Below are 24,125 nucleotides of genomic sequence, written 5' to 3'. Positions count from 1 at the left end.
CCTTTGCACTCGACGACGTGACGGGCACGTCGCAATCATGGAGCGTAGATGCGACTTGCGTGCGCACGTTGGAACGGCTCGGTCTATTGATTTGGACGCACGGACACGCTTTCAGGAACTTCTGAGAGCCGGGCCAGTGCGCTGCGAGGTGGGCGAGAACCGGACGGGGCTGGGCGAGCCATAGTCCGGAGTACCTACGCTCGGCGGGTTGGCGCCATCCGCTGGCAGGGACCACGATTTGGCTGGCCCTTCCCGACGGAGCGGTGTCAGGCGCGGAGGGTCTCGCCGCCTTTGGCATCTGTGTAGTATTGAGGCGCCTCGCGACGGTCGTATTTGCCGTAGTCGCGCACGATCCGCACTTTCCGGACCCTCGCCTTGTCATTCGGCGCGGAAGCGTCCTCGTAGGCCTGCGCTGCGGCGGCGTCCTTCCAGGATATGAGCAGAATCAGGTCGCCGGGCGTGAGCACGGCGTCGAAGATGTCCCAGGACGTGCAGTCGGCGGCCCACGGGTTCAGTCCGGGCCACTCGGCACAGTCGTACGGGTTGTTGGTCTGCTTCCATTCCGTGGGGCGAGTCGCGTTGATCAGCGTGACCGCCGTTCCCTCCCCGACTTCGGTCTCGTCGAGCCGCTGCTCCGTGAGGGCGTACCCCGCGGGCACCTGATTGTCGGCAGTGATCTGGCCGACGCGGAGGTGGTAGTCTGCGAGGATTTCGTCGCGGCCCTTCTGCTGGACCTCGTGGTGGCGCATGCGGGTGCGCCAGCGGACAAGCGACTTCTCGTCCCGCCAGTTCGAAAGCGAAAGGATCCAGCCCTCGCGGGTCAGGCTCTTGTAGCGGATGTTGTCGACGAAGCCTTCGACCTGCTCCAGCTCGGGGCGCAACATCTTGGCGTTGTCAAGGTAGTCATCCCAGTTCTGTTTATTGGGGAGGACTTCGAAAATCACTGAAAACATCGTCGTATCCCGCTCCTAGAGTGCTGCGACGAAGTCGATCTCGATGTCGGAGCGCTCCCGCCATGCGCGCCGCCTTCACAGCAGAAGACCTTCGAGCCGTCGACATCGATCGCCTTGGACAGCATCCGCGTAGGCTCCCGTTTCGTTCACTGTTGCGTATCCTTGCATTCAGCGCGACCGTGATTGCCGCAGGCCGCACGGACAATCTGGGGTTTGCGAAAATTATCCTCTCGCGAAGCGAGAGGGATCGTCTCTCAAGTGCCGTAGCGTTCGGTCTTGATCGCCCCGGCTTCCAGTCCCAAAGCGAGCGCAGCGTCCGCCGCGATGTCGACGAAGGCGTTTGACCCGCACACGAAGGCGCAGCCGGGGGACACAGGCAGCCGCCCCGCGACGTCAGCGACCATCCTGCCGTCGATCCGCCTGCTGAAGTCGGTGCGGCGCGTCGCCGGCTCGCGTGTCAGAGCCAAGGCGAGCGCGAAATCGGGAAGCGACCTCTCGAGCTCGAGGAGCTCGTCCCTGAACGGCACGTCACCCCAGGTCCTGGAGGAGAGCAACAGCGCGACAGGCACTGGCTCTCCGCTGGCCTTCCGATACCGGATCATCGCCATGAGCGGCACGACGCCGGAGCCGGCGCCGATCAAGAGCACTGGTTTGTTGGAAGCCCCGGCCAGAGAAAGTGTCCGCCAAGCGGCCCGCGAAGCTCGATCGTGTCGCCTACTTGGGCGACGTCGTGGAAGAACGGGGAGACCTCACCGTCCGGGAGGCGTTCGATCGCCAGCTCGATCACCTTGGAATCGCTCGGGGCCGACGCGATCGAGTAGCTGCGCATGGCAGTGTAGCCGCAGGGCGCAGTCAGCCGCACGTCGACATGCTGTCCGGCCGTATAGTCGAACGGTTCGGAGAGGCGGAGAAAGAAGCTCTTGATAGCCGGCGTTCCCGTCGCGACCTCGACAATCGCACAGCTCTGCCATCGCGCGGCTGCGGCAATCGCTTCAGTCATTCGTGTATCGCTGCTCATTCCACGGATCGCCGTACATGTGGTACCCGCGCAGCTCCCAGAAGCCAGCCTCGTCGCGCTCCGTGAACTGAAGCCTGTTCACCCACTTCGCCGACTTCCAGAAGTAGAGATGCGGCACGAGCAGGCGCGCCGGCCCCCCATGGTCGCGCGGCAGCGGCTGGCCTTCGTACTTGAGCGCGACCATCGCCTTCCCCATCGCGAGGTCGGCGATCGGCACGTTGGTGGAGTATCCGTCGTAGCAATGTGCGAGTGCAAACGGAGTGGGTGCGCTAAGGCCAGCGTCGGCGAGGATGTCGTCGACGGCCACGCCGCGGTGTTGAGCTTCGACCACGAGGTCACGCAGTGGATGTCTCGCGTCATCTTGGTTCGTGGGAGCGCGTTGAACTCCGACCAGCTCCACGCTTTGACCGGACGAGGTCCGACCTTGAGCGTGAAAGTCCAGTCCGCGGGCTCGATTCGCGGCGTGGGGCCGGCCGTAAGCACCGGGAAATTGTCGACAAGGTGCTGTCCCGGGGGAATCCGGTCCGATGGTTCTGATCCGGATTGGCGGCCTGTGAAACCGCGAGTGACCATAGCGGATTTCCTCCGTCGGCGGGTGAAAGGAGCTTAGTCCCGCACAACACGCTAAGCCGCTGTGCGCCGGATGAGCAGGGTACCGGCGAAGCATGGAATTCGGCGCGGCGAATGGGAAATGACGGCACGCCATGAAGTCGATAGCCGCGCGTTATGATGCCCTAGGCACGTGAACACCGCTTCGCGGTCGCCGATGGGAAGCGCCGCACTCCCACCGCAGCGTGCCAAGCGTCTTTCTGCCATTCCGATAACGGTCGGCTATCGACTTCATGGCGAGAGGTGATTTTCCAGCGCGTGCAATCAATCATCTGGCGCGGTCGCACGCGGCCGGCACCCGGGCCCGAGCGGGCGCACGGTCGCGAACGCCGCGCCCCGCGGTCCCCGCCCCTAGGGAAACGTCAGGCCGAAAGCGGCCGGATCGGGCTGTTCTCCTTTCCGGGGGACCAAGAAGCGCTCCAGCCCACCCGGCACGAAGCTGAGCAGCAGGGTCGCCTGGTCGCCGACCACCTCGATTGTATGCGGCACACCGCGGGGAAGAGCCGCGTAGGCGCCCGGCCCCACCTCGACGCGGGCATCGCCGACCCGCGCGATTAGCTGCCCCTGCACCACGTAGAGCAGCTCGTCCTCGCGCGAGTGGGTGTGCAGCGGTGGCTCCTCCCCGGCCCGCACCGTCCACAGGACAGCGCCATAGTCGCCCCCGGACTGGCTGCTCTCCACTTTCATCTCGACGCTCGAGCCCCCGCTCGATGTCACCGTCTCGCCGCCGTGGGGCGCCGTGAGAACCGGCTGCTTCACTGACATTTGTAGCCTCCTGATTGTGGATCCTTGTTCGGGTGTCGGAGTGGCGGCGAAAGGTTGCCGTTCACACTCGTCAGCATGGGATTGCGCGCGGCGAATGGGAAATGACGTCACGCCATGAAGTCGATAGCCGCGCGTTATGATGGCCGTAGGCACGTGAACATCTCTTCGCGGTCGCCGAGAGTTCCGCTCGGGCGAGTGCTCGCAGACGGACGCGCCGCACTCCCTCCGCAGCGGTGCCACGCGTCTCTCAGCCATTTCCGATAACGGTCGGCTATCGACTCCATGGCGAGAGGTGATTTTCCTTTCGACCGTCATGGACTCAATCTTCGACCTGTGTCGCCCGCTCTCGTGTACAGGCCGAAGTCGGCGTTCCGTTGAACGATCGCAGGTCAGGAGGCCCGATATGCAGATCAAAGAGACAATCGGAGTTTCATTACCCGGCTCTGTCGAAGATCCGCCGCTGGAGGATGTCGTCGTGCTCGTGGACAGCGCTGGCGTCGCGCTTGGAGCGCGGCGTGCGTTCAGCGCAAGAGTGCGAGGCGTCTGCGATCGCGGTAGCGGCCTCTTTGCGTCCAGGTGCGTGGAGATCCCGCTCGTCGGGTCCAACGGTGAGGTCTCGAGGATTTTGTGCCGCACCGACGCGCGGTCCGACACGCGTGGCTCGATCGCTCCTCGCAGGCGGGAGACGGTGAAGGCGATAGCGGACATAGCGCAGTTGGTCGTCCACGACATTAACAACCTTCTCGCCGTAATCGACAGCGGCCTGCGGCTGCTCGAACGCCAGAACGATGCCGCGCACCGGGCATCCCCGAGGAGGTCCTCTCGCAGGCCTTCACCCCGTACTTCACGACAAAGGCCCCGGGCGGCGGAACCGGTCTCGGGCTCCCCCAGGTCCAGCGCTTTGCTGAAGGACGAGGCGGCGCGGTCTTTATAGAGAGTGAGCGGGGTGCCGGCACGCTAGTGCGCCTCTTCCTCCCGCGCGTGCACGCGGCTGGGCTCTCCAGCAGTATCGTCGACACGGAGATCGCATACACGCGGTCACGCGACGGCGGCGTATTCCAGATCGTCAACCCAGCGAAGGCTGCGCCGACGTCGTAACTGGCACGAACACCTGGAGACCGGTTCAGCGATGGAGCTCATGATCCCGCCCGGCCGCCTCGACCGTCCGGTCGACCACGAGACAGACCACGTGCTCGGCCTCGCCGATGCCGAGGTCACGCTCGTCGAGTACGGCAGCTACGCGTGCCCGCACTGCAGGGCTGCCAACGAGCGTATCGCGCAAGCACGCGACCAACTCGGCGATCGCGTCTGCTACGCCTTCCGACACAGGCCGCTCACGGACAACAGCCTTGCGTTTCGGGCGACCGAGCTCGCTGAGCTTGCCCGGACGCCCGAGGCGTTCTGGTCCGCGCACATCAAACTGATGACGAGGTCGATGCAGCTCACGGAGGACGACCTCGTCGCGATGGCCACCGACCTCGGCGTGAACGCCGACTTCGCGCTCGGCGACAGCGACGCCTTGCGGCGCGCGAGGGCGAGAGTGGAGGCGGATGTCGCAAGCTCCCGCGCAAGCGGCGTGAGGTTCGCGCCGACCTTCTACATCAACCGCCGGCGCTATGATGGACCTTGGGACGAGAGCTCTCTCGTCGACGCGATGCTTGGCACGCTCGGCCAACGTGCGCGCAGGCATAGCTGTCAAGCCGGCGGAGTACACGTGGCGGCAGTTGGCCGGGGCAGGAGCCCTCGCTGGCATCGGCTTCACGATGTCGCTCTTCATCGCCGGGCAGGCGTTTCCAAGCGACACCGACTTCTCAGCCGCCAAGATCGCCGTGTTCGCCGCGTCGATTCTTTCGGCCGTCGTTGGGACTGCCCTGCTCTGGGAGCTTCGCGCCAGGAACTGATCGAAGAGGCGCCGCAGAGCGCTGGCATGCAAGTATCATAGCCCGCCGGTGTTTATGCGGATCGTGAATGGAGGGCTTTCGATGATTCTACCGACCGGTACGACAGTAGCAGTCGCTGACGGCGAGACGATGCGCCTGTTCCACAATACAGGCGTGAAGCCGGGGGTGCACTTGGTCGAGATCACGGCGGCTCCGCCGGCGCCCGCCCACTCAGGCTCGGGTGCGCGCCATCACACCGGCTCTCGGCTCGTCGAGGACGACTTCGCGGCAGCGACGGCCGCGTTTCTGAACAAGCTCAGCCTGGACGGGACCATAGAACACCTGGTCGTTGTCTCCGACCCGAGGACCCTAGGGGAGATGCGCAAGCACTTCCACCGCGACCTGAAAGGCAAGATCATAGGTGAGCTCGCGAAAGACTTCAGCCGGCGACCGCTCGAGGACATCGCCTCACTGATCGCTGATGCCTGACGTGCCTCTGGAAACGGCTGCCAGCGCAAGCCTGTCCAACCAAAGCCTGCGCGAATAGCGGCGGCGACCGACACTTGCAGCGTTCGGCAAGAACCGATCGTTAGAGCCGCGCGAGTGCGTACGGTCCAAGCCGACGGTCCGGACCGGCAACTAATGCGATCGATAGTCCGGCCGCAACGCCGCCGACCGCTGCCGGCAAGCGCACGAAAAGCCGTAGAAAATCGCAGCTTGGCGTACAAAATCGTGAAAATGGCGGAGAGAGTGTCCGTCAATCCCCGTTGACCGGTACGCCGTTTTTTCATTCCAAGACGTGGGAACCAGCAGTGCTAGCTGCGACGATCGCTCTGAAGATGGAAAGCTGCGCCGCGAGCGGGCCTAGGGCGCGACCATCAATCGTATGAAATCGCAGAAAATCGTAGTTTGGCGCACGAAATCGCACGTTTGGTAGCGGGGATCCGCTACAGCGCTAGACCCACTATTTCGGGAGCCTTGTTCTGTTATCGACGGGCAGCGTGACTCGGCGAACGGCGCTCTGCTAGTCCGCCAAAGACCGCCGTTTGCACGCGATCCAACCACGCTTTGAATGCGGCATTCTCGGCGGGAGGCCTGCCTTGCGCCGCCACAGTCGGCCGGCTCCGATCCTAATAGCCGATCGCCGCACCGTCGCTGCGCGGATCCGAACCTCCGCTCAGGATCCCGCTTTGCGGATCAATCGTGATCCCATGGGCGTGGCCAGCCATCTCGTTCCAGGTGCCCCACCGGTTGACGATATGTCCGCGCCGTTCGAGCACATCCCAACCACTGCCGATGGACCTCGATCTCGACCGCATGTGGCTCCGCGGCTACCCTGCAATCGCGACCTGGCTTGGCGTGCGCCATTAGGCGGAGCCTCCCGACGTCGACCGAGAACGCATTCTAAGTGCTTTGCTCGCGATAGCACATGATCGGCTCTCGAGTTGCCGAGCTCTGCTGTTCGCCGCCTCACTCCTATGGCTATCGCCTTATGCCAGAGAGCGACCATCCACATTCGACGAGGATAGATTTTTCTTGATCTCCCGGTGCACACGTCGTGCACACGCCATTCTTTCCTTGGGGCTGTCTACGAAAACGACGGAAAGACTCGGCGAACATTAATGGAGACAGCAGATCACACGATCGGTTCGATTTGCATCCGTATCCGACATGGCGTTGAACAGATTAGCCATTATGCTGCAGGATCAGTGACGGCCGGATTTCCTTCGGCGATGCGTGCGATGTCAGCGGAGAACTAACAGCGGCCTATCGCGAACTTCTTGTGGAGACCGAACCGGTTGATTGACAAGCCTACCGCATGCCGATCGTGCGTACGGGCGTTGTCGCACACGTCTCGTTAGGGAATGACTCTTTTCGCGCGAAGTTCATCGAAATGGCGCAGGAACATTTCTTGGCTGTCCTGAACCTCGGTAAAGCCAAATTGCTTGACTTTGATCGTGGATGAGATGATGTCGAATTCTGGCGTGAAGACGAAGTTGCCGTAGTTCCAGCGAACAAGCTGCTCATAGGGGATTGACTGAAGGATATGCTCCTTGACCAGGCGCTCCCAAAGCGGCCCCTTGTCTGCCATCATCTGCACTAGGTCGATCTTCTGTGGCTGCGCAATTTTCATCCCGAAATAGTCGGCAATTGCGGGCCATATGTCCTGCCAGCGGAAAATGTCGCCATTCGTGATGTTGAACGGTTCGTTTGCGGCTGCTGGCTCAGTGGCCATCCACACGCAGGCGCGGGCCAACAGTCCACTGTCGGTGACGTTGTAGAGTGCGCGGGCGTTAGCCTCAGATCCTGGGTGGCGCAGCGGCAAGCCCAGAGCCTTGGAAATTGTGGCATAGACGGCCAGCACCATCACTAGGTTCATTGGGTTGCCGATGGCGAAACCGCAGATGCCGTGCGGCCGAGCAGAGGACCATGTCCACCCCTTGCCCTTTTGCCGTTCCACAATGAAAGACTGTTGGTCATAGTAGAAGTTGGGCGGCATGTGGCCCGGATCGGTCTCCTTGGCCGGGGTTTTAAAGGGGCCGAGGTGATTGCCGTACCACTTGGTGCCATGCATGAGATTGACATGCTGCAAGTCCTTGGCTGCCGGCTCTAGCGCATCCATCAGGTTGGTTAGCAACGCCATGTTAGGGGCGACCATCTCGGCCCAGGTGGGCTTTTCGATATAGGCAGAAAAGAAGATATGGCTGACTTCGCTCAGCCTGCTCAGTTTTGCCGCGACGTCGGCCGGATCCAGCAGATCAGCGGCGATGTGGCGGTAGTCGCCTTCGATGTCAGGCGCGCGCCGCGATACCGCGATCACCTCCCAGTCGGGATCGGAGACAAGCTGCCGCAGTAGGCTGCGCCCGACGACGCCAGTCGCTCCAGCCACGAGCGCCGTTTTTCTTGTGCGTGCCATCATTTATCGCTTTCGCTATCTGATTGCTCTGCCGCCATCGACGCTCAGCGCGACGCCGGTCATGAACCCTGCTTCTGGGCTGCACAGGAAAGCTGCCGCCGACGCCTGATCCGCGACCGTCGAAATGCGCTTCAACGGATGCAGTGCGACCCGATCTAGGCCGTAGTTGGCGGGCTTGCCAAGGATGTCTTGGATCATCGGTGCGTGCCTGGACGGATCGCGTTGACGCACAGCGCCAGTGACAAGAGCTATTCTGGGTGTAGTCTGAGGCATCGCGTTTCCTCGCCTCGCCCTCGACATTGGTGTAGAGGATTTCCAGTTTCATCCCCAATTTGGCCGCGTCGGCGCGCTGGATTTCGTCGAATGAGAAGGATCTTCAAACCAGATCCTCCTTTCTTAGAGAGCACATCAAGCGATAGACGCCGATCTCGGCACCAGGATGTGCGCGCCGTATACCATCGGCTGAGCGCAGGGCCGGTTCGTGCCGCAGGAATTCCAGCGCCAGACAGCCGGAAATCTTGGCATCTCTGCCGCGCAACGCCTCTTCGGTTGAGAGCTTCGCCTTTTTTGCCTCCGTCGCTAGCCAGATTTCTGAATGCGCCAGTTCGATGCTCAACGGGTGTTTCTCAGCAACATCGTGCAACCGAGCCAGTGGATCAGGTTCGGTCAATGCGACAGTTAACGCTACGTTACCCCGGATCGCCCCGCGGATCTCTCGCCGCTCGCAAACTGTCCGGCACATATTGGAAAAACCATCCCGCATGATCGCGGCGGTGCGCTCCGTCGGATGGGCGAGCCGCCCACGGTATTCAGCCGAGGCGAGCACGTCCGGTCGTTCCACCTCGTAGGTGGTCAGAAATTGTCGTGTGGCGACAACCGCTTCATACCGACGACCGACGCGGAAGCCGCTGACGCTGAGGCGCTCGATCAGATGTTCATCCTGATACCACTCCTCATAGGTCGCTTCGCGCCCGCGCGCGCAATCGTTCCAGATCGTAAGGATGCCGCTCATGCGTCGATTAACTCAGCCGTGGTTCTTATAGAAACCATGCGACTTGCGCTGAAACGCGACGCTCGCGCGCCGCGGCGGCGCATAGGCCGGTGTGCCGTAAGCCTCGAGGAGCGCTTTGCCGATGCGCGGCTTCCCAGGATGGAACAGCTCTTCGACAGACTGTTTCGGATCCTTGATCCAAGAGCGGTCCTTGCGATCGGTCTTCTGTGCTTCGAGCTTCTGCAGGAAACGGAAACGCGGCGATCGGATCGCGTGCCCCGATCGGCCGTGCTTGGTCATGCCGAAACCCTTTTTGGCCGCCATGCGTCATTTGATCACCAACGAAAGCTGTGCGGCTCATTTCTTGCCGTCGGGACCCGCCACCAGGGCCAAGCTTCATGCGGTTCGCCGAAAGCACAATCAGAACGAAAGATAGCCCTGATCGTCAAAAGGCGCGAGGCTGGGACGGTCGGTTTGCGAAAACAGAATGCTGCAGTGCGGCGCGCTGGGGAATGCGCAAACGTGACCAAGCTTAATCAAGATCAGGTTGCCTGCTTCATAAATCGCCATCCGGAGTTGCACGTCGATCTGATGCTCGTGGATCATCGGCAGGACCTGTCGGGATACGCGATCATCTTGGAGCCGGTCAGTGCGCGCACGAACTGGTCTTCCGAAAGGGCGGCACGACCGCGTCCGCTCGCGTTGAAGGCCGTCTCAGGGCGCTGCGCGCCGGCTTCGACGGCGTTGAGATTTATGGCGCGAACGGCTATCTGCCCGACCAATTCCTGCAGGACGGAACCAACAAGCACGCGGATGCTTACGGCGGCTCAATCGAAAATCGCGCGCGGCCCCGATGCAGCACACCGCGCCGATCGCTGCAATTAGGCCTGTGAGCATCATGGCTCCGGTAACGATCTTTGCCTAGCAGCCCCAGAGGGCTACGATCCGTCCGCTCACCGGGCACGCACAAAAACGCCGAAGCGTCGTGCCGGGGAAAAGAAGCAAATAGGGAGGATATCGCAATGTCGCGACTGAGCGGAATGCTTGCAGGTTCGCTGCTGGCGCTGTCGGCGCTTCCCTTAGGGGCCGCGGCCGAAAGCGGAAAGTCGTGGACGATCTACGGCGGCGACACAGCGAATACGCGCTTTAGCGCGCTCACCCAAATCAATAGAGGCAATGTCTCCAAGCTGAGGGTGGCATGGGTGGCTCAGCTTGGTTCGCTGGAGGCCCAGGAATCGACGCCTCTGGTCGTAGACGATACGCTGTTCGTCACCACTTCCGCAGGGCCCCGCTACGTCTATGCCCTCAATGCGAAAGACGGTACGCCGAAATGGAAGTATGCGCCCGAGATTCCCGGAGACGTGCAACAGACGACTTGCTGCGGGCTCGACAACCGGGGCGTCGCCTATGCGGGCGGCAAGCTGTTTCTTGGGCGGCTCGACGCCCACCTCGTCGCGCTCGATGCGAGCACGGGCAAGGAGCTTTGGAAGACCCAGGTCGTCGACTACCACGAGGGCGCCGCGATCACCTCGCCGCCGATCCTTGTCAAGAACCTCGTGATCACCGGTTATGCCGGCGGCGAATACGGCGTTCGCGGTGCCATCACGGCCTACGACCAGGATACCGGCAAGCAGGTGTGGCGTACTCATACTGTCCCTGCCGCCGGCGAGCCTGCCGCGGAAACCTGGAAAAACGACTCGTGGAAATTTGGCGGCGGTGCCGCGTGGCTCGTCGGCTCCTACGACCCGCAGCTCAACCTCGTCTATTACGGGGCCAGCAACCCTTCACCGTGGGGAGCCTCGGTGCGCGGCCCGGATACGAGCGACTACGGCAAATTCACCAACCTCTACACGGCCAGCACGCTGGCGCTCGACGCAGATACCGGCAAGATCGTCTGGCACTACCAGACGACGCCGTACGACACCTGGGACTATGACGGCGTGAACGAACTCGTGCTCGCCGACCTCGATATCAACGGGCAGAAGACGCCCGTCGGGCTCAAGGCCGACCGCAACGGCTTCTTCTACGTGCTCAATCGCCAGACCGGCGCGCTGATATCGGCCCAGCCCTTCGTCATGGTCAACTGGGCAAAAGAGATCGACCTCAAGACCGGGCGGCCGGTCGAAGTCCCGGAAAGACGGCCACGTCTCGACGTTTGGGCAAAGGACATCTGCCCGAACCTGTTCGGGGGCAAAAACTGGGAGCCCATGGCCTATAACCCGCAGACCGGTCTGGTCTACATCCCGACCTTCAATCTCTGCATGGATCTCGTCGGTAGGAAGGAAGAAAGGAAGAAGGGCGCGTTCTATCTCGCCGAGGAGTTCGATCTCGACAAGCCCGGTCCAGGTGGCTTCATGAGCGAAATGGTGGCATGGGATCCGATCAGTCAGAAGCGGGTCTGGGGCAGCAAAGAGGAGCTGCCTTTCATGGGCGGCGCCCTAACGACAGGCGGCGGGCTCGTCTTCCACGGGAACATCCAGGGCTGGTTCAAGGCGCTCGATGCCAAAACCGGCGAGGAACTGTGGAAGTTCAACGCCGGGTCCGGGATCAGCCAGGGTGCGATCACCTACGAGCTTGATGGCAAGCAGTACGTCGCCGTCGTCTCCGGCCGGCTCAAGACCCCACCAAGCTTCCTCGGGCATACCGGCGAACGGATATTCGCCTCGAGCCCCGAGGGCGGCGCGCTGTTCGTCTTCGAGTTGCCAGACTGAGCCGGAAGACTGTTCCGTCGTGAGCATGGGGCAGCCTAGCGGCATGCAAGTACGCCCAGCGAAGGTCGCTGCCGCGATCTTCGCCGGCGCGAGCATGCTCGCCGTCTTCTTTGGTCTGCCCAGTGCGGCGCGGTATGCGCGCGCGGACGATCCTGCGGTCTCGGCCAAGAACTCTTACGAGGGCGACGCCGGCCAGGCCGCCACGGGGCGAGGTCTGTTCAACCAATATTGCGCCCATTGCCATGGGCCGAATGCGGTCAGCCCCGATCCGCCCCGAGACCTCCGCCGGCTCAAGCGTAGCTACGGCGAGAACATGGCCAACGTGTTCCACTTCACGGTCACGCATGGCCGACCTGACAAGGGCATGCCCAACTGGACGGGGCGGCTGGATGACGAGACGCTCTGGACCATCTTCGCCTTTCTCCAGACGGTGCAGGCGGAGCCATGAAGCCGTACTACCCGCCGCGGCACATTGATTATGTGTTTGGTCCTGGGAATAACGTCTGGCTGCACATAGGCGCGCTCCGGTTTGGCGCAAGCTTTTCGGTTGTGAACATCCATTTGATGCCACCTTTGAGGCGTTGCGTTGCCGTTCCCAGGACCACATCTCGTCTACGGCTTCCTGACGACGGAAGCGAACGCGGTGGTCGCGCCGATCCATCCGAAGGCCATGCCGGCGATCCTGACGACCGATGAAGAATGGAACGTCTGGATGCGCGCCGTGGGATGAGGCGAAGGCATTGCGGCGGCCATTACCGGATGATGCGCTCAAGATCGTGGCCCGGGGGTGCCGAGCGAAGTACTGATCTCGGTGGACCGATAGTCGTGATGACTTTGACGGCGCCACGAGTGAGGCCCATTGCGGGCCCGCTAACGGACCGTCAATGTCCCTTTTTCCAGGAACCGCGAAGTCTGGCTGCGCCGCGGGCCGCACAGGAAGCGACGGTCGCGGCGACTGCGCGCAGCGTGTCCGTTATCGGCTCGTCCCGCTTGATCTGGTAGTGGAATTGGAATTCACCGACGAAGCTTCCGCTGCGCGATCGCTACTTACGATTTCGATTTCCAAAATTGGCACGAAGCTATCCTCGCGTCGGAGGGGGCGCGCGCTCTTCCGCCGCTGAGCAAGAGCTGCTGTTGGCGCGGGCCCCTTGAAGGTCTATAATTTTAAATAAGCCTGATGGTAGGCGCGACGAGCCATAGTCTCGATGGGACGCCGTAGTCTCGATGGGACATCGGGAGAGGTGCCGTGAGCCTTGGCGCGATGGCATGCGTCGGCTTGAGGTGTGGCTCNNNGCAAGCCGAGGCGGCACGCATAATTCAGGTCTTCGCCGGTCCCGCTCGTGGCGATGATCTGGAAATCTGTCTGAGCGGTCCAGAGAGGGACCCGCTATGCTTGACAAAGAGGAAGCGCAGGATCGGGGCGAGGAATTCTGGTACGGCGGCAAGGTTACACGCCGCCGGCTAGTCGGGTGGAGCGCGGCGAGTGCCGGAGTGCTCGGAGCGACAATGCTGGTGCCAGCGCCGTGGCGCGCTGCCTTCGGCCAGGCCAAGCCGTACAGGATCGGCACGCTGCAGCCGCTTTCCGGCGCCGCCGCCGCGGGGGGCAAGACGGCTCTGGTCGGCACCCAGATGGCCGTTGACCGCATTAACAAGTCAGGCGGCATCAACGGTCGCCCCGTCGAGCTCATCGTGGCGGACTACGAGTCCAAGCCCGACGTCGGACGGCGCAAGGCAGAGAAGCTGGTCGTCGAGGACAAAATCGACGTCCACGAGGGTGGCTTTCTGTCAAACGTATGCCTTGCCTGCATGCCGGTCTTTGAAGAGTACAAGATCGTCAACATGATCGGTGTGTGCCTCGACACCACTATCACGACCAGCAAGTGCAGTCGGTACACATTCCGGCCATTCGACTACGCCCCTGCTCAGGCGGTGGCGTTTACGCCCTTCCTGGTCGGCAAGATGGGCAAGAAGTGGCACATTGCGTATGCCGACTACGCCTGGGGCCAATCGACTCGCGATGCTTACGCAGAGGAGATCAAAAAGGCGGGCGGCCAGGTCGTAGGCACGACAGGCATTCCGCTCGGCACAGCTGACATGACGCCGTTCCTCTCCAAGATCACAGGGGACTTCGACGGCCTATTCGGCATCTTCTTCGGTAAGGACGGCGTGACGGTCGGCAACCAAGCGTTCGACCTAGGCCTGACCAGGAGGTATAAGTGGGCTGGGGACGGCGCCATCGCGGAATCCACCAACCTTCCTGCCCTGGGCAGAAAGATCGAAGGCTTCGTCGGCATCAACCGATACATCCCGGTTCTCGATGCGCCGCTGAACACAGCCGCGCACAAGAAGTTTTTCGAAGAGGCCGTCGCTCGGCTCAAGCAAATCGATCCGTCCGGCCCGCTGCCCGATCGCTACGTCCAGTCGAACTTCGAGGCCATGAATGCCCTCAAGATGGGCATGGAGAAGTCAGGCTTCCGCGGCCGCGAGGACACGGCCAAACTCATCGAGGCCCTGGAGGGGCTCGAGATGAAGGAAGGGGACGACTTCCCCCAGGGCGACAAGACGCTCCGCAAGGACGACCATCAGGCCTTCCTCCGCGAGTTCATCTTCGACATCAAGGACGGCAAGCACCGGATCGTCGAGGTAGTCCCGAAGGAGAAGGCAATGTTCGCGCCGGCCTGCAAGTTTGCCTCCACCTAAGTGGCCGGCGAACCTACTCTGGAAGCGACTGTCCCGGCCAGCGCCGCCCTGGGAGGCGCCTCGGCCCTTATCCTCCGTACCGAAGGCCTAACCGTCCGCTTCGGAGGCCTGACCGCGCTCAACCGCGTCAACTTCGACCTCCAGCGGGGCGAGATCCGCGCAATCATTGGGCCAAATGGGGCCGGCAAAAGCACCTTCTTCAACTGCCTGACCGGCGTCCTGCGCCCCTCGACGGGGCGCTTCCTGTTCAACGGAGAGGACATCACGGGGCTTCCCCCCAATTGGATCTCTCAGAAGGGTATCGCCCGGTCCTATCAGATCACCAACATCTTCCCGAACGCCACCGCCATCGAGAACGTCCGCATCGCTGCGCAGTCACGCCGGCACGGCTGGAGCCTGCTGACCCACCACCGCGCTTACCGCGACATCATCGAAAAGGCCGAAGCAGTATTGGAGGCGGTCGGCCTGCGAGGCAAAGGGGACGAAATGGCCGCCAACCTCTCCCACGGCGAGCAGCGCAATCTTGAGATCGGCATCGCGCTGGCTACCGAACCCCAGCTCCTCTGCCTGGACGAGCCGACGGCCGGGATGAGCGCGGCCGAAACCCGCGACACAATGGCACTGGTGCGCCGCATCGCGAAGAACCTGACGATCCTTATCGTGGAGCACGACATGCGCGTGGTCATGGAGCTGGCCCAGCGCATCACGGTGTTCCACTACGGCGAGATCCTGGCCGAGGGGACGCCGGAGGAGATCCAGCGGAACCCCAGAGTGCTGGAGGTCTACCTGAAGACATGACTCTGGGCAACGCATCGACGGACCCCCTCGTCAAGGTCGAGGACATCCACACCTACTACGGCAAGAGCCATACTCTGCATGGTGTCTCTCTTGAGGTGGGGAGAGGAGAGGTAGTGGGCCTCCTCGGGCGCAACGGCGTCGGCAAGAGCACGACGCTGAAGGCCATCATGGGCATCGTCCGCCCGAGCCAGGGCGAGGTGCTATTCGAGGGCCGGCCCATCACCCATCTGCCGACCCACCGCTTGGCGAGGCTCGGGATCGGCTACGTTCCCGAGGACCGGCGGATTTTCCGCCTTTTGACGGTCATGGAGAATCTCCGTACCGGTCTTGACCGCCGCGGAGTGACCGACGCTAGGAAGAAGCAGCTCTTGGAGAAGGTCTACGACTACTTCCCAGTGCTGGCCGAGCGCCGCAATCAGGCCGGCGGCACGCTCTCGGGTGGCGAGCAACAGATGCTCGCTATCGCCCGTGCAATGATGCTCGAGCCCAAGATCATCCTGCTGGATGAGCCGACGGAAGGCCTGATGCCGCGCATGGTTTCGCAGATCCGACAGATCATCGATGTGCTCCACCACGAGGGCGCGGCGATCCTACTTGTGGAGCAGAATGTCCCGCTGACGCTCGAGGCCAGCCAGCGGATTTACATCATGGAGAAAGGCGTCGTCCGGCACCACGCGGTGGCCTCCAAGCTGCGGGTGAGCGATGCCGTCATACACCAGTATTTGGGAGTGTAGCATGGGCATTCCCCTCGAGCAGCTTCTTCAGGCCATTCCCTTCGAGCAACTCCTCATCCAGACGGTCAACGGCATCGTCACCGGCATGATCTTGGCGCTGGTAGCCTCCGGACTCACACTGATCTTCGGCATCATGGACGTGGTAAACTTTGCCCACGGTGAGCTGTTCATGCTGGGCGCCTACGTGGGCGTTATCACGTTGGCCGCCACCGGCAACTTCTGGGTGGCGCTCGTCGTCGCCACCCTCACCATCGCGCTGCTCGGCGCAGCTATTCATGTGACGACTCTGCGCCCACTGCTCGGGCGGGATCCCTTGACCACCATACTGGCCACTTTCGGGATCTCTCTGGTGCTGCAGAACTACGCGCTCTGGCAGTTCGGGCCGGTGGCGCGCAAGATCCAGGAGCCCTTCACCGGCCACTTCACGCTCTTCTATCTGGACTACCCGTGGTACCGGCTCGTGATCGCACTGCTCTCGGCCGCCATCATCGGCGCCCTTTGGCTCTTCCTCAAATTCGGCACCTACGGCATTTGGATCCGCGCCACCACTCAGGACCGTGTTATGGCTCAGGCCATGGGCATCCCGGTGCCGTCGGTCCTCACCGTCGTCTTCGCCATCGGTGCCGGTATGGCTGCCGCCAGTGGCGTGCTGTTCGGCCCGCTCGTTGGTGTCAATCATGCCATGGGGCTCGATTGGGTCCTTAAGGCCTTTATTGTCGTCGTGGTCGGCGGCATGGGCAACCTCGGGGGCTCGATCGCCGCCTCCATCTTCATCGGCCTGATGGAATCATATGCCTCGCTCTGGGTGAGCCCGGCCCAGGCGGTCATCTTCTCCTTTGTCGTGCTGATCCTGACCCTGCTTTTCCGGCCCACCGGGCTCTTCGTTCCGACACCGAAATGAGTGCGCGCCGAGTCGTTGTTTATTGGACCGCGTTTTCCGTCATCCTGGCGCTGCTGATTGTGGCGCCGCTCGTGCTGCCGGAGTTCTGGCGCCGCTTCCTGACTGAGATCCTGATCTGGGGGCTGCTGGCCATGTCCTCCGACATCCTGATCGGTTACGCGGGCATGGTGTCGTTCGGCCACTCGGCCTTCTTTGGTCTCGGGATGTACGGCGCCGCGGCAGCGCTGCTGTTGGTTAAGCCGCCTGATCTATGGCTGGCGATTCTGTATGGGCTTATCGCCGCGGCCGGAGTCGCCGCTTTCGTGGCCTACTTTGCCACGCGTCTGCGCGACATCTACTTCGCGATCACGACCTTGATCTTCTCTCAAATCTTCTATGTCATCATCTTTACGTGGACCGAGGTGACCGGCGGTGAGAACGGGCTGACCTTCGGCCGGCCGGCGCTGGCCATTCCTGGCCTCTTCTCGGTCCCATTCACCTCTGAGACGCTCCACTGGTTTGTGCTCGCGGTGGTGACCGCGTCTTATCTCGCCCTACGGCGCATCACCCAGTCTCCCTTCGGGATGGTGCTGCAGTCCATCCGCGAGAACGAGGCGCGGACCCGGGCCATTGGCTATCCCATCGAGCGCTACAAGATCGCGGCGGTGATGCTCTCCGGGCTGTTCGCTGGGTTGGCCGGGGTGCTCTACGCCATCCAGAACCGGTTCGCAGCGCCCGACTTCGTCTTCTTCCTGATCTCGGGTGAGGTGGTAATCTTCAACGTCATTGGCGGAATCGGCACGCTGGTGGGGCCCATCGTGGGCGCCGCGTTCTTCCTGCTTCTGCGCGAGGGCTTCTCGCGCTTCTTCACGGAGTACTACCTGATTCCGGTTGGGCTCATCTTCATCGCAATGGTCATTTTCATGCCCCAAGGGCTGCTCGGGTTCATGAGGCGGTGGCTCAACCAGTAGTTGGGAGCGTCCCCTACGCTGAATCGGGTCACAGCGCGCGGGTTGCTCTCGATTTCGAAAGCAACGGACAAAATGCAATGACGCTCGCCCAAGCACGGGAGTTCAGATCGAGGAAGAGCTTCCCCGCAATGCAGTCGAACGCGATCGCAGAAAATGGTAAGGCAACGTAGGAAATCGCAGGACTTAGTAGCGGGGAGCGACGCGAACCCCCGTTGCCAGGATTCTTTGTTCTTGCGTTGAACCAGCTGAGCTCCCCGACGAAAGAAAAGCAGATATTTTGGGGCTGGCGGATTCGGCCTGCATCTGGGACCCTGTCGGAGCTCGTCGCACGGCCAGTAATGGACTGGAGCGAAAACTCAGCCAGCATCCCGGATGGACGCCGCGAGATCGCCCCGAGGCGCGAGGTCGCCCCCTCAAGATTCTTGGACGTACTGCAAATCGGCGAGTTACAATAGCATATCAAGAGAGACCGGAAGAAGGGTCCGCAGGTTCAGGCGACCACCGACGACGTGGAGGAGGAATCAGATGCGAATATCACCCAGCTTCGGCTTGCGCACGGCCGTCGCCGCCTTCGTCATGCTGCTCACTGTCCCTGCATCTCTGGCGCAGCAGCCGATCAAGGTCGGCATTGTGACGCTGCTCTCCGGCCCGGCGGCCGGCCCGTTTGGCGTCCCGGCCCGCAACGCGGCCGAGCTCACCGCCGAGACGCTCAACGCCGGCACCGTGCCTGCGCCGTATACGCAGAAGGGCTTCGGCGGCACCCCGATCGAGCTCGTCATCATCGACGAGGCCGGCGGTCCGCAGAAGCAGGTGGCCGAATTTCGTAACCTTGCGCCGAGGGTCGATATCGTCATCGGCTATATCTCGAGCGGCGATTGCCTGGCGATCGCACCGGTGGCCGAGGAGCTGAAGAAGCTCACGATCTTGTTCGACTGCGGTACGCCGCGCATCTTCGAGGACGCGAGCTACAAATATGTGTTCCGCACCGGCCCCACCGGCACGATGGATAACGTGTCTGTCGCGCTCTACCTGGTGGAACGAAACCCCAACGTAAAGTCGATTGCGGGCATCAACCAGAACTACGCCTGGGGCCAGGACTCATGGGCGGACTTCGAGAATTCGATGAAGACCCTGAAGCCCGGTATCGAGGTGAAGACCTCACAGATGCCAAAGCTCTTTGCGGGTCAGTTCGGCGCCGAGATCACCACGTTGCTCGGTAGTGGCGCAGAGGTGATCCATTCCAGCATGTGGGGCGGCGATCTCGAGGGTCTTGTGCTGCAAGGCGCACCGCGCGGCCTGTTCGAAAAGCACAAGGTGATTCTCTCGGCGGGCGAGCCCGCGATCAACAGGCTCAGCACGCGTATTCCTGACGGAACCATCCTGGGGGCTCGCGGCCCCTTCGGACCATTCGCGCCCGATACTGAACTCGCGCGCTGGCTGAAGACAAACTACCAGGATCGGTATCAAGTGCCGCCGAACTATGCCTCCTTCAAGATGGCGCAGGCAATTCTGGCCGTGAAGGCCGCTTACGAGAAGGCGAAGGGCGCCGGCAGCGCGGTCCCCGATCAGGACAGGATCATTGCCGCGCTCGAGAACCTCACCTTCGAGGGTCCCGGCGGAGCGGTGAAGATGTCACTTGGCAAGGGACACCAGGCGATCATGGATGCTGCGGTCGGCACCACCAAGGTCGAGGGTGGTCAGCTCAAGATGGTCGATGTCGTCCGCTATCCCGCCGAGAAGGTGAACCCGCCGGATGGCGTGAAGAGCGAAGCCTGGATCAAGTCCGATCTCAAGAAATAGCCTTGGAGGCGGCGGCTTGTTCGAGCCGCCGCCGCTTGCCCCCGATGAGCAATATCCTGCCCGTTGCCTTCGATGGCATCGCATATGGGTCCTGGCTGTTCCTGATGTCGGCCGGGCTGACGCTGATCTATGGGGTCATGCGCATCCTCAACGTCGCCCACGGCAGCCTCTATGCACTCGGCGCCTACGCGGCGTGCTCGTTCGCCAGCGCGTGGCTTAACGGCGGACTGCCGGCGGCCGGCAGCTTCGGCATGCTGCTGCTGGCCGCCATTGTCGTCGGCGGCCTCGTGGGCCCGCTGCTCGAGCGCGGGCTCTTGCAGTGGATGTACGGCAAGGACGAGGTGGTGCTGGTGCTGATCACCTATGCGGTCTTCCTCATCATGGAGGACGTGATCAAGCTGGTGTGGGGCGTCGACTCACTGCTGCTGCCCGAGCCGTACGCCCTGCCGGGCAACTTTTCGCTCGGCGGCCTCGCCTACCCCGCCTACAACCTGCTGCTGATCGGCATGGCGCTTGTGACGGGGCTCGCACTTGTGTGGGCACTCTATCGCACGCGGCAGGGCAAGCTCCTGCTCGCCGTCATCCATGACCGCGAGATGAGCATGGCGATGGGCATCAACGTAAGCCGCTTCTATCTCGCGACCTTCACCGTCGGCGCGACGCTGGCCGCGCTCGGCGGCGCGTTGACAGCACCCACGGTGGCCGTCACGCCCGGCATCGGCGTTGAAGTCATCGTGCTCGCTTTTGCCGTCGTCGTGATCGGCGGGCTTGGCAGTCTCGGCGGAGCGGCCCTCGGCGCACTGCTTGTCGGCCTTGTGCGCTCGGCGACGGTGCGCTACTGGCCGGAGGCCGAGCTGTTCTCGATCTACGCCGTGATGGCGATCGTGCTGATCGCGCGCCCGAAGGGACTGTTCGCGGCGCAGGAGGCGCGCAAGATATGAAGGCTCTTGCCGCCGCCGCTGTTGCGCTTGCTCTCCTGATCGCGCTCGCCCTACTGGCGCCGCAATGGCTCGTGTTCATGGCCATGCTGGCGCTCGCCAAAGGCGTCGTGGTGCTGGGACTTGTCGTCCTCATGCGCACCGGCCTGGTGTCGTTCGGACAGGGGCTGTACTTCGGCATAGGCGCCTATGCGGCGGCCCTGCTCTCGCACCAATGGCATATTGCCGACGCGGCCGTGATGCTGCTCGCAGCGGCTGCTGCCGGCGGGCTGATCGCCGCTCTGCTCGGCCTGCTGCTCGCCCGCTATCGCGACATCTTCTTCGCCATGCTGTCGCTCGCGCTCTCGATGATCCTGTACGGCCTTCTGGTGAAGAGTGCCGCCCTGGGAAGCACGGACGGGTTCAACCTGCATGCGCGGACATTCTTCGGCATGGCTTTCGCTTCCGGAATGGAGCGTCGCGTGTTCCTGATCGCCGGATCCGCCTGCGCGGTCGTTGCCGCGCTTATGGTGCACCGGCTGCTCGGCAGACACTGGGGGCGACTCGCCTCAGCTGTGCGCGACAACGAGCTGCGCGTCTCCTATCTCGGCGCATCACCCTATCGGGTCGTGTATGTCAACTACCTGATCGCGGGCGCACTGGCAGGATTTGGCGGCGCGCTGGCCGCGTTGGCGGTCGGTCATGTCGATCCCGAGACAACCTATTGGACCACCTCGGGTGAATTCGTATTCATCGCCATCCTCGGCGGGACTCAGAGCATCATTGCCCCGTTCGTGGCGGCGGCCATCTTCGAGGCGCTGCGCACGATAGCCAGCCAATACGCGCCCAATGTGTGGCAGATGTCGCTTGGGCTCGCCATGCTTGCCATCATCATGTTCCAACCGGCCGGCCTGTGGTCGCTCGCCGAGCGGTGGCGGAGATCCGCATGAATGCCGTCCTGACCGCGGAAGGACTGAAGAAGAGTTTCGGCGCAGTGACTGCCGCCGCCAACATCAGCCTTGCGTTCGACGCCAATACCGTGGTGAGCTTGATCGGTGCCAACGGGGCCGGCAAGACGACCTTCCTAAACATGGTGACGGGCTATCTTAAGCCCGACAGCGGACGCATCATGTTCGACCGACGCAACATCGTCGGCTTGAGCCCGCGCCAGATCACCAAGCTCGGGGTCTCGCGCTCGTTCCAAGTTCCGCAGCTGTTCCAGACGCTCAATGTGCGCGACAACCTGCTGATCGCTGAGAGCATCGCCGGAGCAAAGGATCCGCAGGCCGCGACTGATGCGGCGCTCGCGCGGTTCGCGCTTGAGCCCTACGGGCATCAGCAGGCCGGGTTGCTGCCTGAGGGCATCCGCAAGCTTCTCGACGTCGCGATGGCGCTGTCCAGCCGCTCCAAGCTGCTCCTCCTTGACGAGCCCACGAGCAGCGTCTCCGCTGATGAGAAGTTCGCCATCATGGACGTCGTGATGGGCGCGGCGCGCGCGGCCGGCGTGACCGTGATTTTCGTCGAGCACGACATGGACATCGTCGCCCGCTTCGCGGGGCGCGTGGTGGCGTTCTACGACGGCGGCATCATCGCGGACGGCACGCCCGACACCGTGCTGCGCGCGGACAGCGTTCGCCGCTACGTGATAGGCGACGAGGTGCCCCATGCTGCGGCTTGAGCGTGTGTCTGTCTCCATCGGTGCGGTAGCGATCCTGCGCGGTGTCGACCTCGACGTCGGCACCGGCGAGTTCGTGGGCCTGATCGGCCGCAATGGAGCGGGCAAGACTACCCTGTTGCGCACCATTATGGGACTGCTGCCGCCGGCATCGGGAAAGCTCGAATTCGAGAGCAGAGAGCTGTCCGGCCTGCCGACCCATCGCCGCGCGGAGTTCGGGATCGGCTACATGCCGGAGGACCGTCGGCTCGTGCCGGGCCTCACGGCGGAGGAGAACATGCTGCTGCCGGCATGGGCCGCCGACGCACAAGACCCAGACGCGAGGCTCGCGCACATCTACGAGACCATCCCCGAGCTGACGGCGCTGCGCGCACGGAAGACATTGCAGCTCTCGGGCGGCCAGCAGAAGCTGGTGGCGCTGGGCCGGGCGCTGATGGCCGGGCACAAGCTTCTTCTGCTCGACGAGCCGTTCGAGGGCGTGGCTCCGGTGCTGGCACGGCGGCTGGCCGAGGTGATCTCAGGACTGCGCAAGTCGGGGCTGTCGGTCGTTCTCTCCGAATCGAGCATGACGCATGCCCACGGCCTGCTCGACCGCGTGTTCGCAATCGACCGGGGATCGGTGAGTGTGAGCAAGTGAACATGCTTGGCATGAAACGCGCCTGGCTCGGCAGCGTGCCGCCGCCGCGATAGCAGAGCTCTCAGCGGAGGAATTTGCACAACGGATAAGACGATTAGCTATCACGACGATGCGCTACCGTCCGGCGAACAGGATCGCGGAAAATGTAGGTTCGCGCACAAAATCGTGGGTCTTGGTACCGGAGAGCGACTCGAACCCCCGACACGATTTTTTGTCCTCACTGCAATCGGCACGGCTTGTCGCGATCGGCCGAACATAGAGGTCTGCTCGTGACGAGCACGATCAGCTTCTAAGCCGCGCGAGTACCCTGCCCTTGCGATCTAGGGTCCGGACTCAATTAATCCACCAGGTGAGTGCGGCTGCCAAGTGGATGGCGGATAGGAAGTTGTCGGCTCGCTTGTCATAGCGGGTCGCGATGCGTCTGAAATCCTTGAGGCGGCAGAACATGCGCTCGATAAGGTTACGGCTCTTATAGGCTTTGGCGTCATATCGGTGAGGATGTTTGCGGGTTGGGTTAGGCGGGATCACCGCTTTTGTTCCGCGATCCGCCAACCAAACACGCAGGCTGTTGGCATCGTAGGCTCTGTCGGCCAGTAAGCGTCGGGCTGGAGGCACGGCTGGTAACAGATCGCGCGCGGCCACGAGATCGTGGCAATTGCCAGGGGTAAGCAAGAAGGCGATCGGACGTCCGTGATCCTCGGTTAGCGCGTGGATTTTGGTGGTGCGCCCGCCGCGCGAGCGGCCGACCGCCTGCTGGAAGTCCCCCCTTTTGCGCCCGCCGCCGAGCGGTGGGCTTTAATGTGGGTCGCGTCGATGGACATTGTCCCGACCCGGCCAGTTGAGCCGGTCAACGCGTAGAAAATATTGCTCCACACGCCTTGCCGGCTCCAGCGGTTGAAGCGGTTGTAAATCGTCGTGTACGGCCCGTAGTCTGGCGGACAGTCCCGCCAGCGTGCGCCCGATCGCAGCATGTGCATGATCCCGCTGATTACGCGCCGATCATCCACGCGGTGCGCCCCGCGTCGCCCACGTGGCAACAGCGGTTCGATCCGCTTCCACTCCGACTCGCTCAGCCAGTACAGTTGCTTCCCCATCAAGCCCCCTTCGCTTGGGAAGCTTGAATCACAACTCAGCCCAGACGGGAATCCTTATTGAGTACAGACCCTAGT

Annotated in this window: 26 protein-coding genes and 3 pseudogenes; 17 read left to right on the top strand and 12 right to left on the bottom strand. The window is 62.7% G+C overall.

All coding sequences use genetic code 11. From position 1 onward, the window contains the following. Positions 1–266 precede the first annotated feature (266 nt). From AYJ54_RS41610 to AYJ54_RS50280, 6 genes and pseudogenes are all read right to left on the bottom strand, one after another. Entirely contained in the window at positions 267–953 is a 687-nt protein-coding gene (locus tag AYJ54_RS41610) for an antibiotic biosynthesis monooxygenase family protein (protein ID WP_063708276.1), read from the bottom strand. A 254-nt stretch (positions 954–1,207) separates the two neighbouring features. Further along, entirely contained in the window at positions 1,208–1,600 is a 393-nt protein-coding gene (locus AYJ54_RS54215) for a ferredoxin reductase domain-containing protein (protein WP_430641466.1), read from the bottom strand. Next, a complete protein-coding gene (locus AYJ54_RS54210) occupies positions 1,591–1,953 on the bottom strand; it encodes an FAD-binding oxidoreductase (protein WP_430641465.1) in 363 nt (120 codons plus the stop codon). The genes AYJ54_RS54215 and AYJ54_RS54210 overlap by 10 nt, the downstream gene beginning before the upstream one ends. Continuing rightward, positions 1,946–2,544 (bottom strand): annotated as a pseudogene (locus tag AYJ54_RS41600) (sulfite oxidase-like oxidoreductase). The gene AYJ54_RS54210 and the pseudogene AYJ54_RS41600 overlap by 8 nt, the downstream one beginning before the upstream one ends. Positions 2,545–2,931: 387 nt before the next feature. Next, entirely contained in the window at positions 2,932–3,345 is a 414-nt protein-coding gene (locus AYJ54_RS41595) for a cupin domain-containing protein (RefSeq protein WP_063708275.1), read from the bottom strand. A gap of 433 nt (positions 3,346–3,778) precedes the next feature. Further along, complete coding sequence (locus tag AYJ54_RS50280) at positions 3,779–4,144, bottom strand: hypothetical protein (protein WP_136624304.1); 366 nt, start codon at positions 4,142–4,144, stop codon at positions 3,779–3,781. A gap of 5 nt (positions 4,145–4,149) precedes the next feature. Between AYJ54_RS50280 and AYJ54_RS41590 the strand changes: the two genes are divergently transcribed. From AYJ54_RS41590 to AYJ54_RS41580, 3 genes are read left to right on the top strand one after another with little or no spacing between them, the layout of a single operon-like run. Further along, complete coding sequence (locus AYJ54_RS41590; RefSeq protein ID WP_082906093.1) at positions 4,150–4,443, top strand: ATP-binding protein; 294 nt, start codon at positions 4,150–4,152, stop codon at positions 4,441–4,443. Positions 4,444–4,474: 31 nt separating this feature from the next. After that, positions 4,475–5,287, top strand: coding sequence for a DsbA family protein (locus AYJ54_RS54205; protein WP_063708274.1), 813 nt, complete (start codon positions 4,475–4,477; stop codon positions 5,285–5,287). Between the two features lie 40 nt (positions 5,288–5,327). Beyond that, complete coding sequence (locus AYJ54_RS41580) at positions 5,328–5,714, top strand: baeRF12 domain-containing protein (RefSeq protein WP_063708273.1); 387 nt, start codon at positions 5,328–5,330, stop codon at positions 5,712–5,714. Positions 5,715–7,083: 1,369 nt separating this feature from the next. Here the strand turns inward: AYJ54_RS41580 and AYJ54_RS41575 are convergent. The 5 genes from AYJ54_RS41575 to AYJ54_RS51735 form a co-directional block, all read right to left on the bottom strand. Next, the gene (locus tag AYJ54_RS41575) at positions 7,084–8,145 is read right to left on the bottom strand and encodes an SDR family oxidoreductase (protein WP_245329281.1); all 1,062 of its coding nucleotides are present in this window, start codon (positions 8,143–8,145) and stop codon (positions 7,084–7,086) included. A gap of 12 nt (positions 8,146–8,157) precedes the next feature. Beyond that, positions 8,158–8,340, bottom strand: coding sequence for an SDR family oxidoreductase (locus AYJ54_RS53215; protein WP_063708272.1), 183 nt, complete (start codon positions 8,338–8,340; stop codon positions 8,158–8,160). Positions 8,341–8,518: 178 nt separating this feature from the next. Beyond that, the gene (locus AYJ54_RS41565; protein WP_063708271.1) at positions 8,519–9,154 is read right to left on the bottom strand and encodes a hypothetical protein; all 636 of its coding nucleotides are present in this window, start codon (positions 9,152–9,154) and stop codon (positions 8,519–8,521) included. A 12-nt stretch (positions 9,155–9,166) separates the two neighbouring features. Beyond that, entirely contained in the window at positions 9,167–9,433 is a 267-nt protein-coding gene (locus AYJ54_RS51740; RefSeq protein ID WP_210184086.1) for a hypothetical protein, read from the bottom strand. A gap of 120 nt (positions 9,434–9,553) precedes the next feature. Further along, positions 9,554–9,739: a hypothetical protein gene (locus AYJ54_RS51735; protein WP_063708269.1), complete on the bottom strand. Its 186-nt coding sequence runs from the start codon at positions 9,737–9,739 to the stop codon at positions 9,554–9,556. 56 nt (positions 9,740–9,795) lie between these two features. Here AYJ54_RS51735 and AYJ54_RS48490 point away from each other — a divergent pair. From AYJ54_RS48490 to AYJ54_RS41490, 14 genes and pseudogenes are all read left to right on the top strand, one after another. Continuing rightward, a pseudogene (locus AYJ54_RS48490) lies at positions 9,796–9,981 on the top strand (oxidoreductase); the annotation flags it as partial. Between the two features lie 174 nt (positions 9,982–10,155). Continuing rightward, complete coding sequence (locus AYJ54_RS41545; protein WP_063708267.1) at positions 10,156–11,844, top strand: PQQ-dependent dehydrogenase, methanol/ethanol family; 1,689 nt, start codon at positions 10,156–10,158, stop codon at positions 11,842–11,844. Between the two features lie 43 nt (positions 11,845–11,887). Then, positions 11,888–12,292 (top strand): c-type cytochrome, encoded by a 405-nt coding sequence (locus tag AYJ54_RS41540; RefSeq protein WP_063708266.1) that lies wholly within the window; start codon positions 11,888–11,890, stop codon positions 12,290–12,292. Positions 12,293–12,433: 141 nt separating this feature from the next. Further along, a pseudogene (locus AYJ54_RS53210) lies at positions 12,434–12,650 on the top strand (SOS response-associated peptidase); the annotation flags it as partial. 583 nt (positions 12,651–13,233) lie between these two features. Beyond that, entirely contained in the window at positions 13,234–14,544 is a 1,311-nt protein-coding gene (locus AYJ54_RS41535; protein ID WP_063708265.1) for an ABC transporter substrate-binding protein, read from the top strand. After that, a complete protein-coding gene (locus AYJ54_RS41530) occupies positions 14,545–15,342 on the top strand; it encodes an ABC transporter ATP-binding protein (RefSeq protein ID WP_347337247.1) in 798 nt (265 codons plus the stop codon). Further along, entirely contained in the window at positions 15,339–16,076 is a 738-nt protein-coding gene (locus AYJ54_RS41525; protein ID WP_063708264.1) for an ABC transporter ATP-binding protein, read from the top strand. The genes AYJ54_RS41530 and AYJ54_RS41525 overlap by 4 nt, the downstream gene beginning before the upstream one ends. A 1-nt stretch (position 16,077) precedes the next feature. Further along, the gene (locus AYJ54_RS41520; RefSeq protein WP_063708263.1) at positions 16,078–16,977 is read left to right on the top strand and encodes a branched-chain amino acid ABC transporter permease; all 900 of its coding nucleotides are present in this window, start codon (positions 16,078–16,080) and stop codon (positions 16,975–16,977) included. Then, positions 16,974–17,927 carry a branched-chain amino acid ABC transporter permease gene (locus AYJ54_RS41515; protein ID WP_063708262.1) on the top strand — a complete coding sequence of 318 codons (954 nt, stop codon included), beginning with the start codon at positions 16,974–16,976 and terminating at the stop codon, positions 17,925–17,927. The genes AYJ54_RS41520 and AYJ54_RS41515 overlap by 4 nt, the downstream gene beginning before the upstream one ends. Positions 17,928–18,452: 525 nt before the next feature. Further along, positions 18,453–19,727, top strand: coding sequence for an ABC transporter substrate-binding protein (locus AYJ54_RS41510; protein WP_063708261.1), 1,275 nt, complete (start codon positions 18,453–18,455; stop codon positions 19,725–19,727). A 44-nt stretch (positions 19,728–19,771) separates the two neighbouring features. Beyond that, a complete protein-coding gene (locus tag AYJ54_RS41505; protein WP_063708260.1) occupies positions 19,772–20,668 on the top strand; it encodes a branched-chain amino acid ABC transporter permease in 897 nt (298 codons plus the stop codon). Next, positions 20,665–21,594 carry a branched-chain amino acid ABC transporter permease gene (locus AYJ54_RS41500; protein WP_063708259.1) on the top strand — a complete coding sequence of 310 codons (930 nt, stop codon included), beginning with the start codon at positions 20,665–20,667 and terminating at the stop codon, positions 21,592–21,594. Before AYJ54_RS41505 ends, AYJ54_RS41500 begins: the two co-directional genes overlap by 4 nt. Further along, positions 21,591–22,322, top strand: a complete 732-nt coding sequence (locus AYJ54_RS41495; protein WP_063708350.1) for an ABC transporter ATP-binding protein — start codon at positions 21,591–21,593, stop codon at positions 22,320–22,322. Before AYJ54_RS41500 ends, AYJ54_RS41495 begins: the two co-directional genes overlap by 4 nt. Beyond that, complete coding sequence (locus tag AYJ54_RS41490; RefSeq protein ID WP_063708258.1) at positions 22,309–22,956, top strand: ABC transporter ATP-binding protein; 648 nt, start codon at positions 22,309–22,311, stop codon at positions 22,954–22,956. Before AYJ54_RS41495 ends, AYJ54_RS41490 begins: the two co-directional genes overlap by 14 nt. A 333-nt stretch (positions 22,957–23,289) precedes the next feature. Here the strand turns inward: AYJ54_RS41490 and AYJ54_RS48485 are convergent. After that, positions 23,290–24,050 (bottom strand): IS5 family transposase gene (locus tag AYJ54_RS48485; protein ID WP_430641395.1). Its coding sequence is split into 2 segments (ribosomal slippage): positions 23,290–23,717 and positions 23,717–24,050, totalling 762 coding nucleotides; the frame shifts between segments, so codons are not numbered across the junction. Between the last annotated feature and the right edge of the window lie 75 nt (positions 24,051–24,125).

This window comes from Bradyrhizobium centrolobii (assembly GCF_001641635.1).
GTDB classification, from domain to species: Bacteria; Pseudomonadota; Alphaproteobacteria; order Rhizobiales; family Xanthobacteraceae; genus Bradyrhizobium; species Bradyrhizobium centrolobii.
This window is presented reverse-complemented; position numbering and strand designations above follow the sequence as displayed.

Bases quoted from the DNA above. Each gene is read 5' to 3' on its own strand.
- AYJ54_RS41610 (WP_063708276.1), bottom strand. From the start codon at position 953: ATGTTTTCAGTGATTTTCGAAGTCCTCCCCAATAAACAGAACTGGGAT.
- AYJ54_RS54210 (WP_430641465.1), bottom strand. From the start codon at position 1,953: ATGACTGAAGCGATTGCCGCAGCCGCGCGATGGCAGAGCTGTGCGATT.
- AYJ54_RS41595 (WP_063708275.1), bottom strand. From the start codon at position 3,345: ATGTCAGTGAAGCAGCCGGTTCTCACGGCGCCCCACGGCGGCGAGACG.
- AYJ54_RS54205 (WP_063708274.1), top strand. From the start codon at position 4,475: ATGGAGCTCATGATCCCGCCCGGCCGCCTCGACCGTCCGGTCGACCAC.
- AYJ54_RS41580 (WP_063708273.1), top strand. From the start codon at position 5,328: ATGATTCTACCGACCGGTACGACAGTAGCAGTCGCTGACGGCGAGACG.
- AYJ54_RS41575 (WP_245329281.1), bottom strand. From the start codon at position 8,145: ATGATGGCACGCACAAGAAAAACGGCGCTCGTGGCTGGAGCGACTGGC.
- AYJ54_RS53215 (WP_063708272.1), bottom strand. From the start codon at position 8,340: ATGATCCAAGACATCCTTGGCAAGCCCGCCAACTACGGCCTAGATCGG.
- AYJ54_RS41565 (WP_063708271.1), bottom strand. From the start codon at position 9,154: ATGAGCGGCATCCTTACGATCTGGAACGATTGCGCGCGCGGGCGCGAA.
- AYJ54_RS51740 (WP_210184086.1), bottom strand. From the start codon at position 9,433: ATGACCAAGCACGGCCGATCGGGGCACGCGATCCGATCGCCGCGTTTC.
- AYJ54_RS51735 (WP_063708269.1), bottom strand. From the start codon at position 9,739: ATGATCCACGAGCATCAGATCGACGTGCAACTCCGGATGGCGATTTAT.
- AYJ54_RS41545 (WP_063708267.1), top strand. From the start codon at position 10,156: ATGTCGCGACTGAGCGGAATGCTTGCAGGTTCGCTGCTGGCGCTGTCG.
- AYJ54_RS41540 (WP_063708266.1), top strand. From the start codon at position 11,888: ATGCAAGTACGCCCAGCGAAGGTCGCTGCCGCGATCTTCGCCGGCGCG.
- AYJ54_RS41535 (WP_063708265.1), top strand. From the start codon at position 13,234: ATGCTTGACAAAGAGGAAGCGCAGGATCGGGGCGAGGAATTCTGGTAC.
- AYJ54_RS41525 (WP_063708264.1), top strand. From the start codon at position 15,339: ATGACTCTGGGCAACGCATCGACGGACCCCCTCGTCAAGGTCGAGGAC.
- AYJ54_RS41520 (WP_063708263.1), top strand. From the start codon at position 16,078: ATGGGCATTCCCCTCGAGCAGCTTCTTCAGGCCATTCCCTTCGAGCAA.
- AYJ54_RS41515 (WP_063708262.1), top strand. From the start codon at position 16,974: ATGAGTGCGCGCCGAGTCGTTGTTTATTGGACCGCGTTTTCCGTCATC.
- AYJ54_RS41510 (WP_063708261.1), top strand. From the start codon at position 18,453: ATGCGAATATCACCCAGCTTCGGCTTGCGCACGGCCGTCGCCGCCTTC.
- AYJ54_RS41505 (WP_063708260.1), top strand. From the start codon at position 19,772: ATGAGCAATATCCTGCCCGTTGCCTTCGATGGCATCGCATATGGGTCC.
- AYJ54_RS41500 (WP_063708259.1), top strand. From the start codon at position 20,665: ATGAAGGCTCTTGCCGCCGCCGCTGTTGCGCTTGCTCTCCTGATCGCG.
- AYJ54_RS41495 (WP_063708350.1), top strand. From the start codon at position 21,591: ATGAATGCCGTCCTGACCGCGGAAGGACTGAAGAAGAGTTTCGGCGCA.
- AYJ54_RS41490 (WP_063708258.1), top strand. From the start codon at position 22,309: ATGCTGCGGCTTGAGCGTGTGTCTGTCTCCATCGGTGCGGTAGCGATC.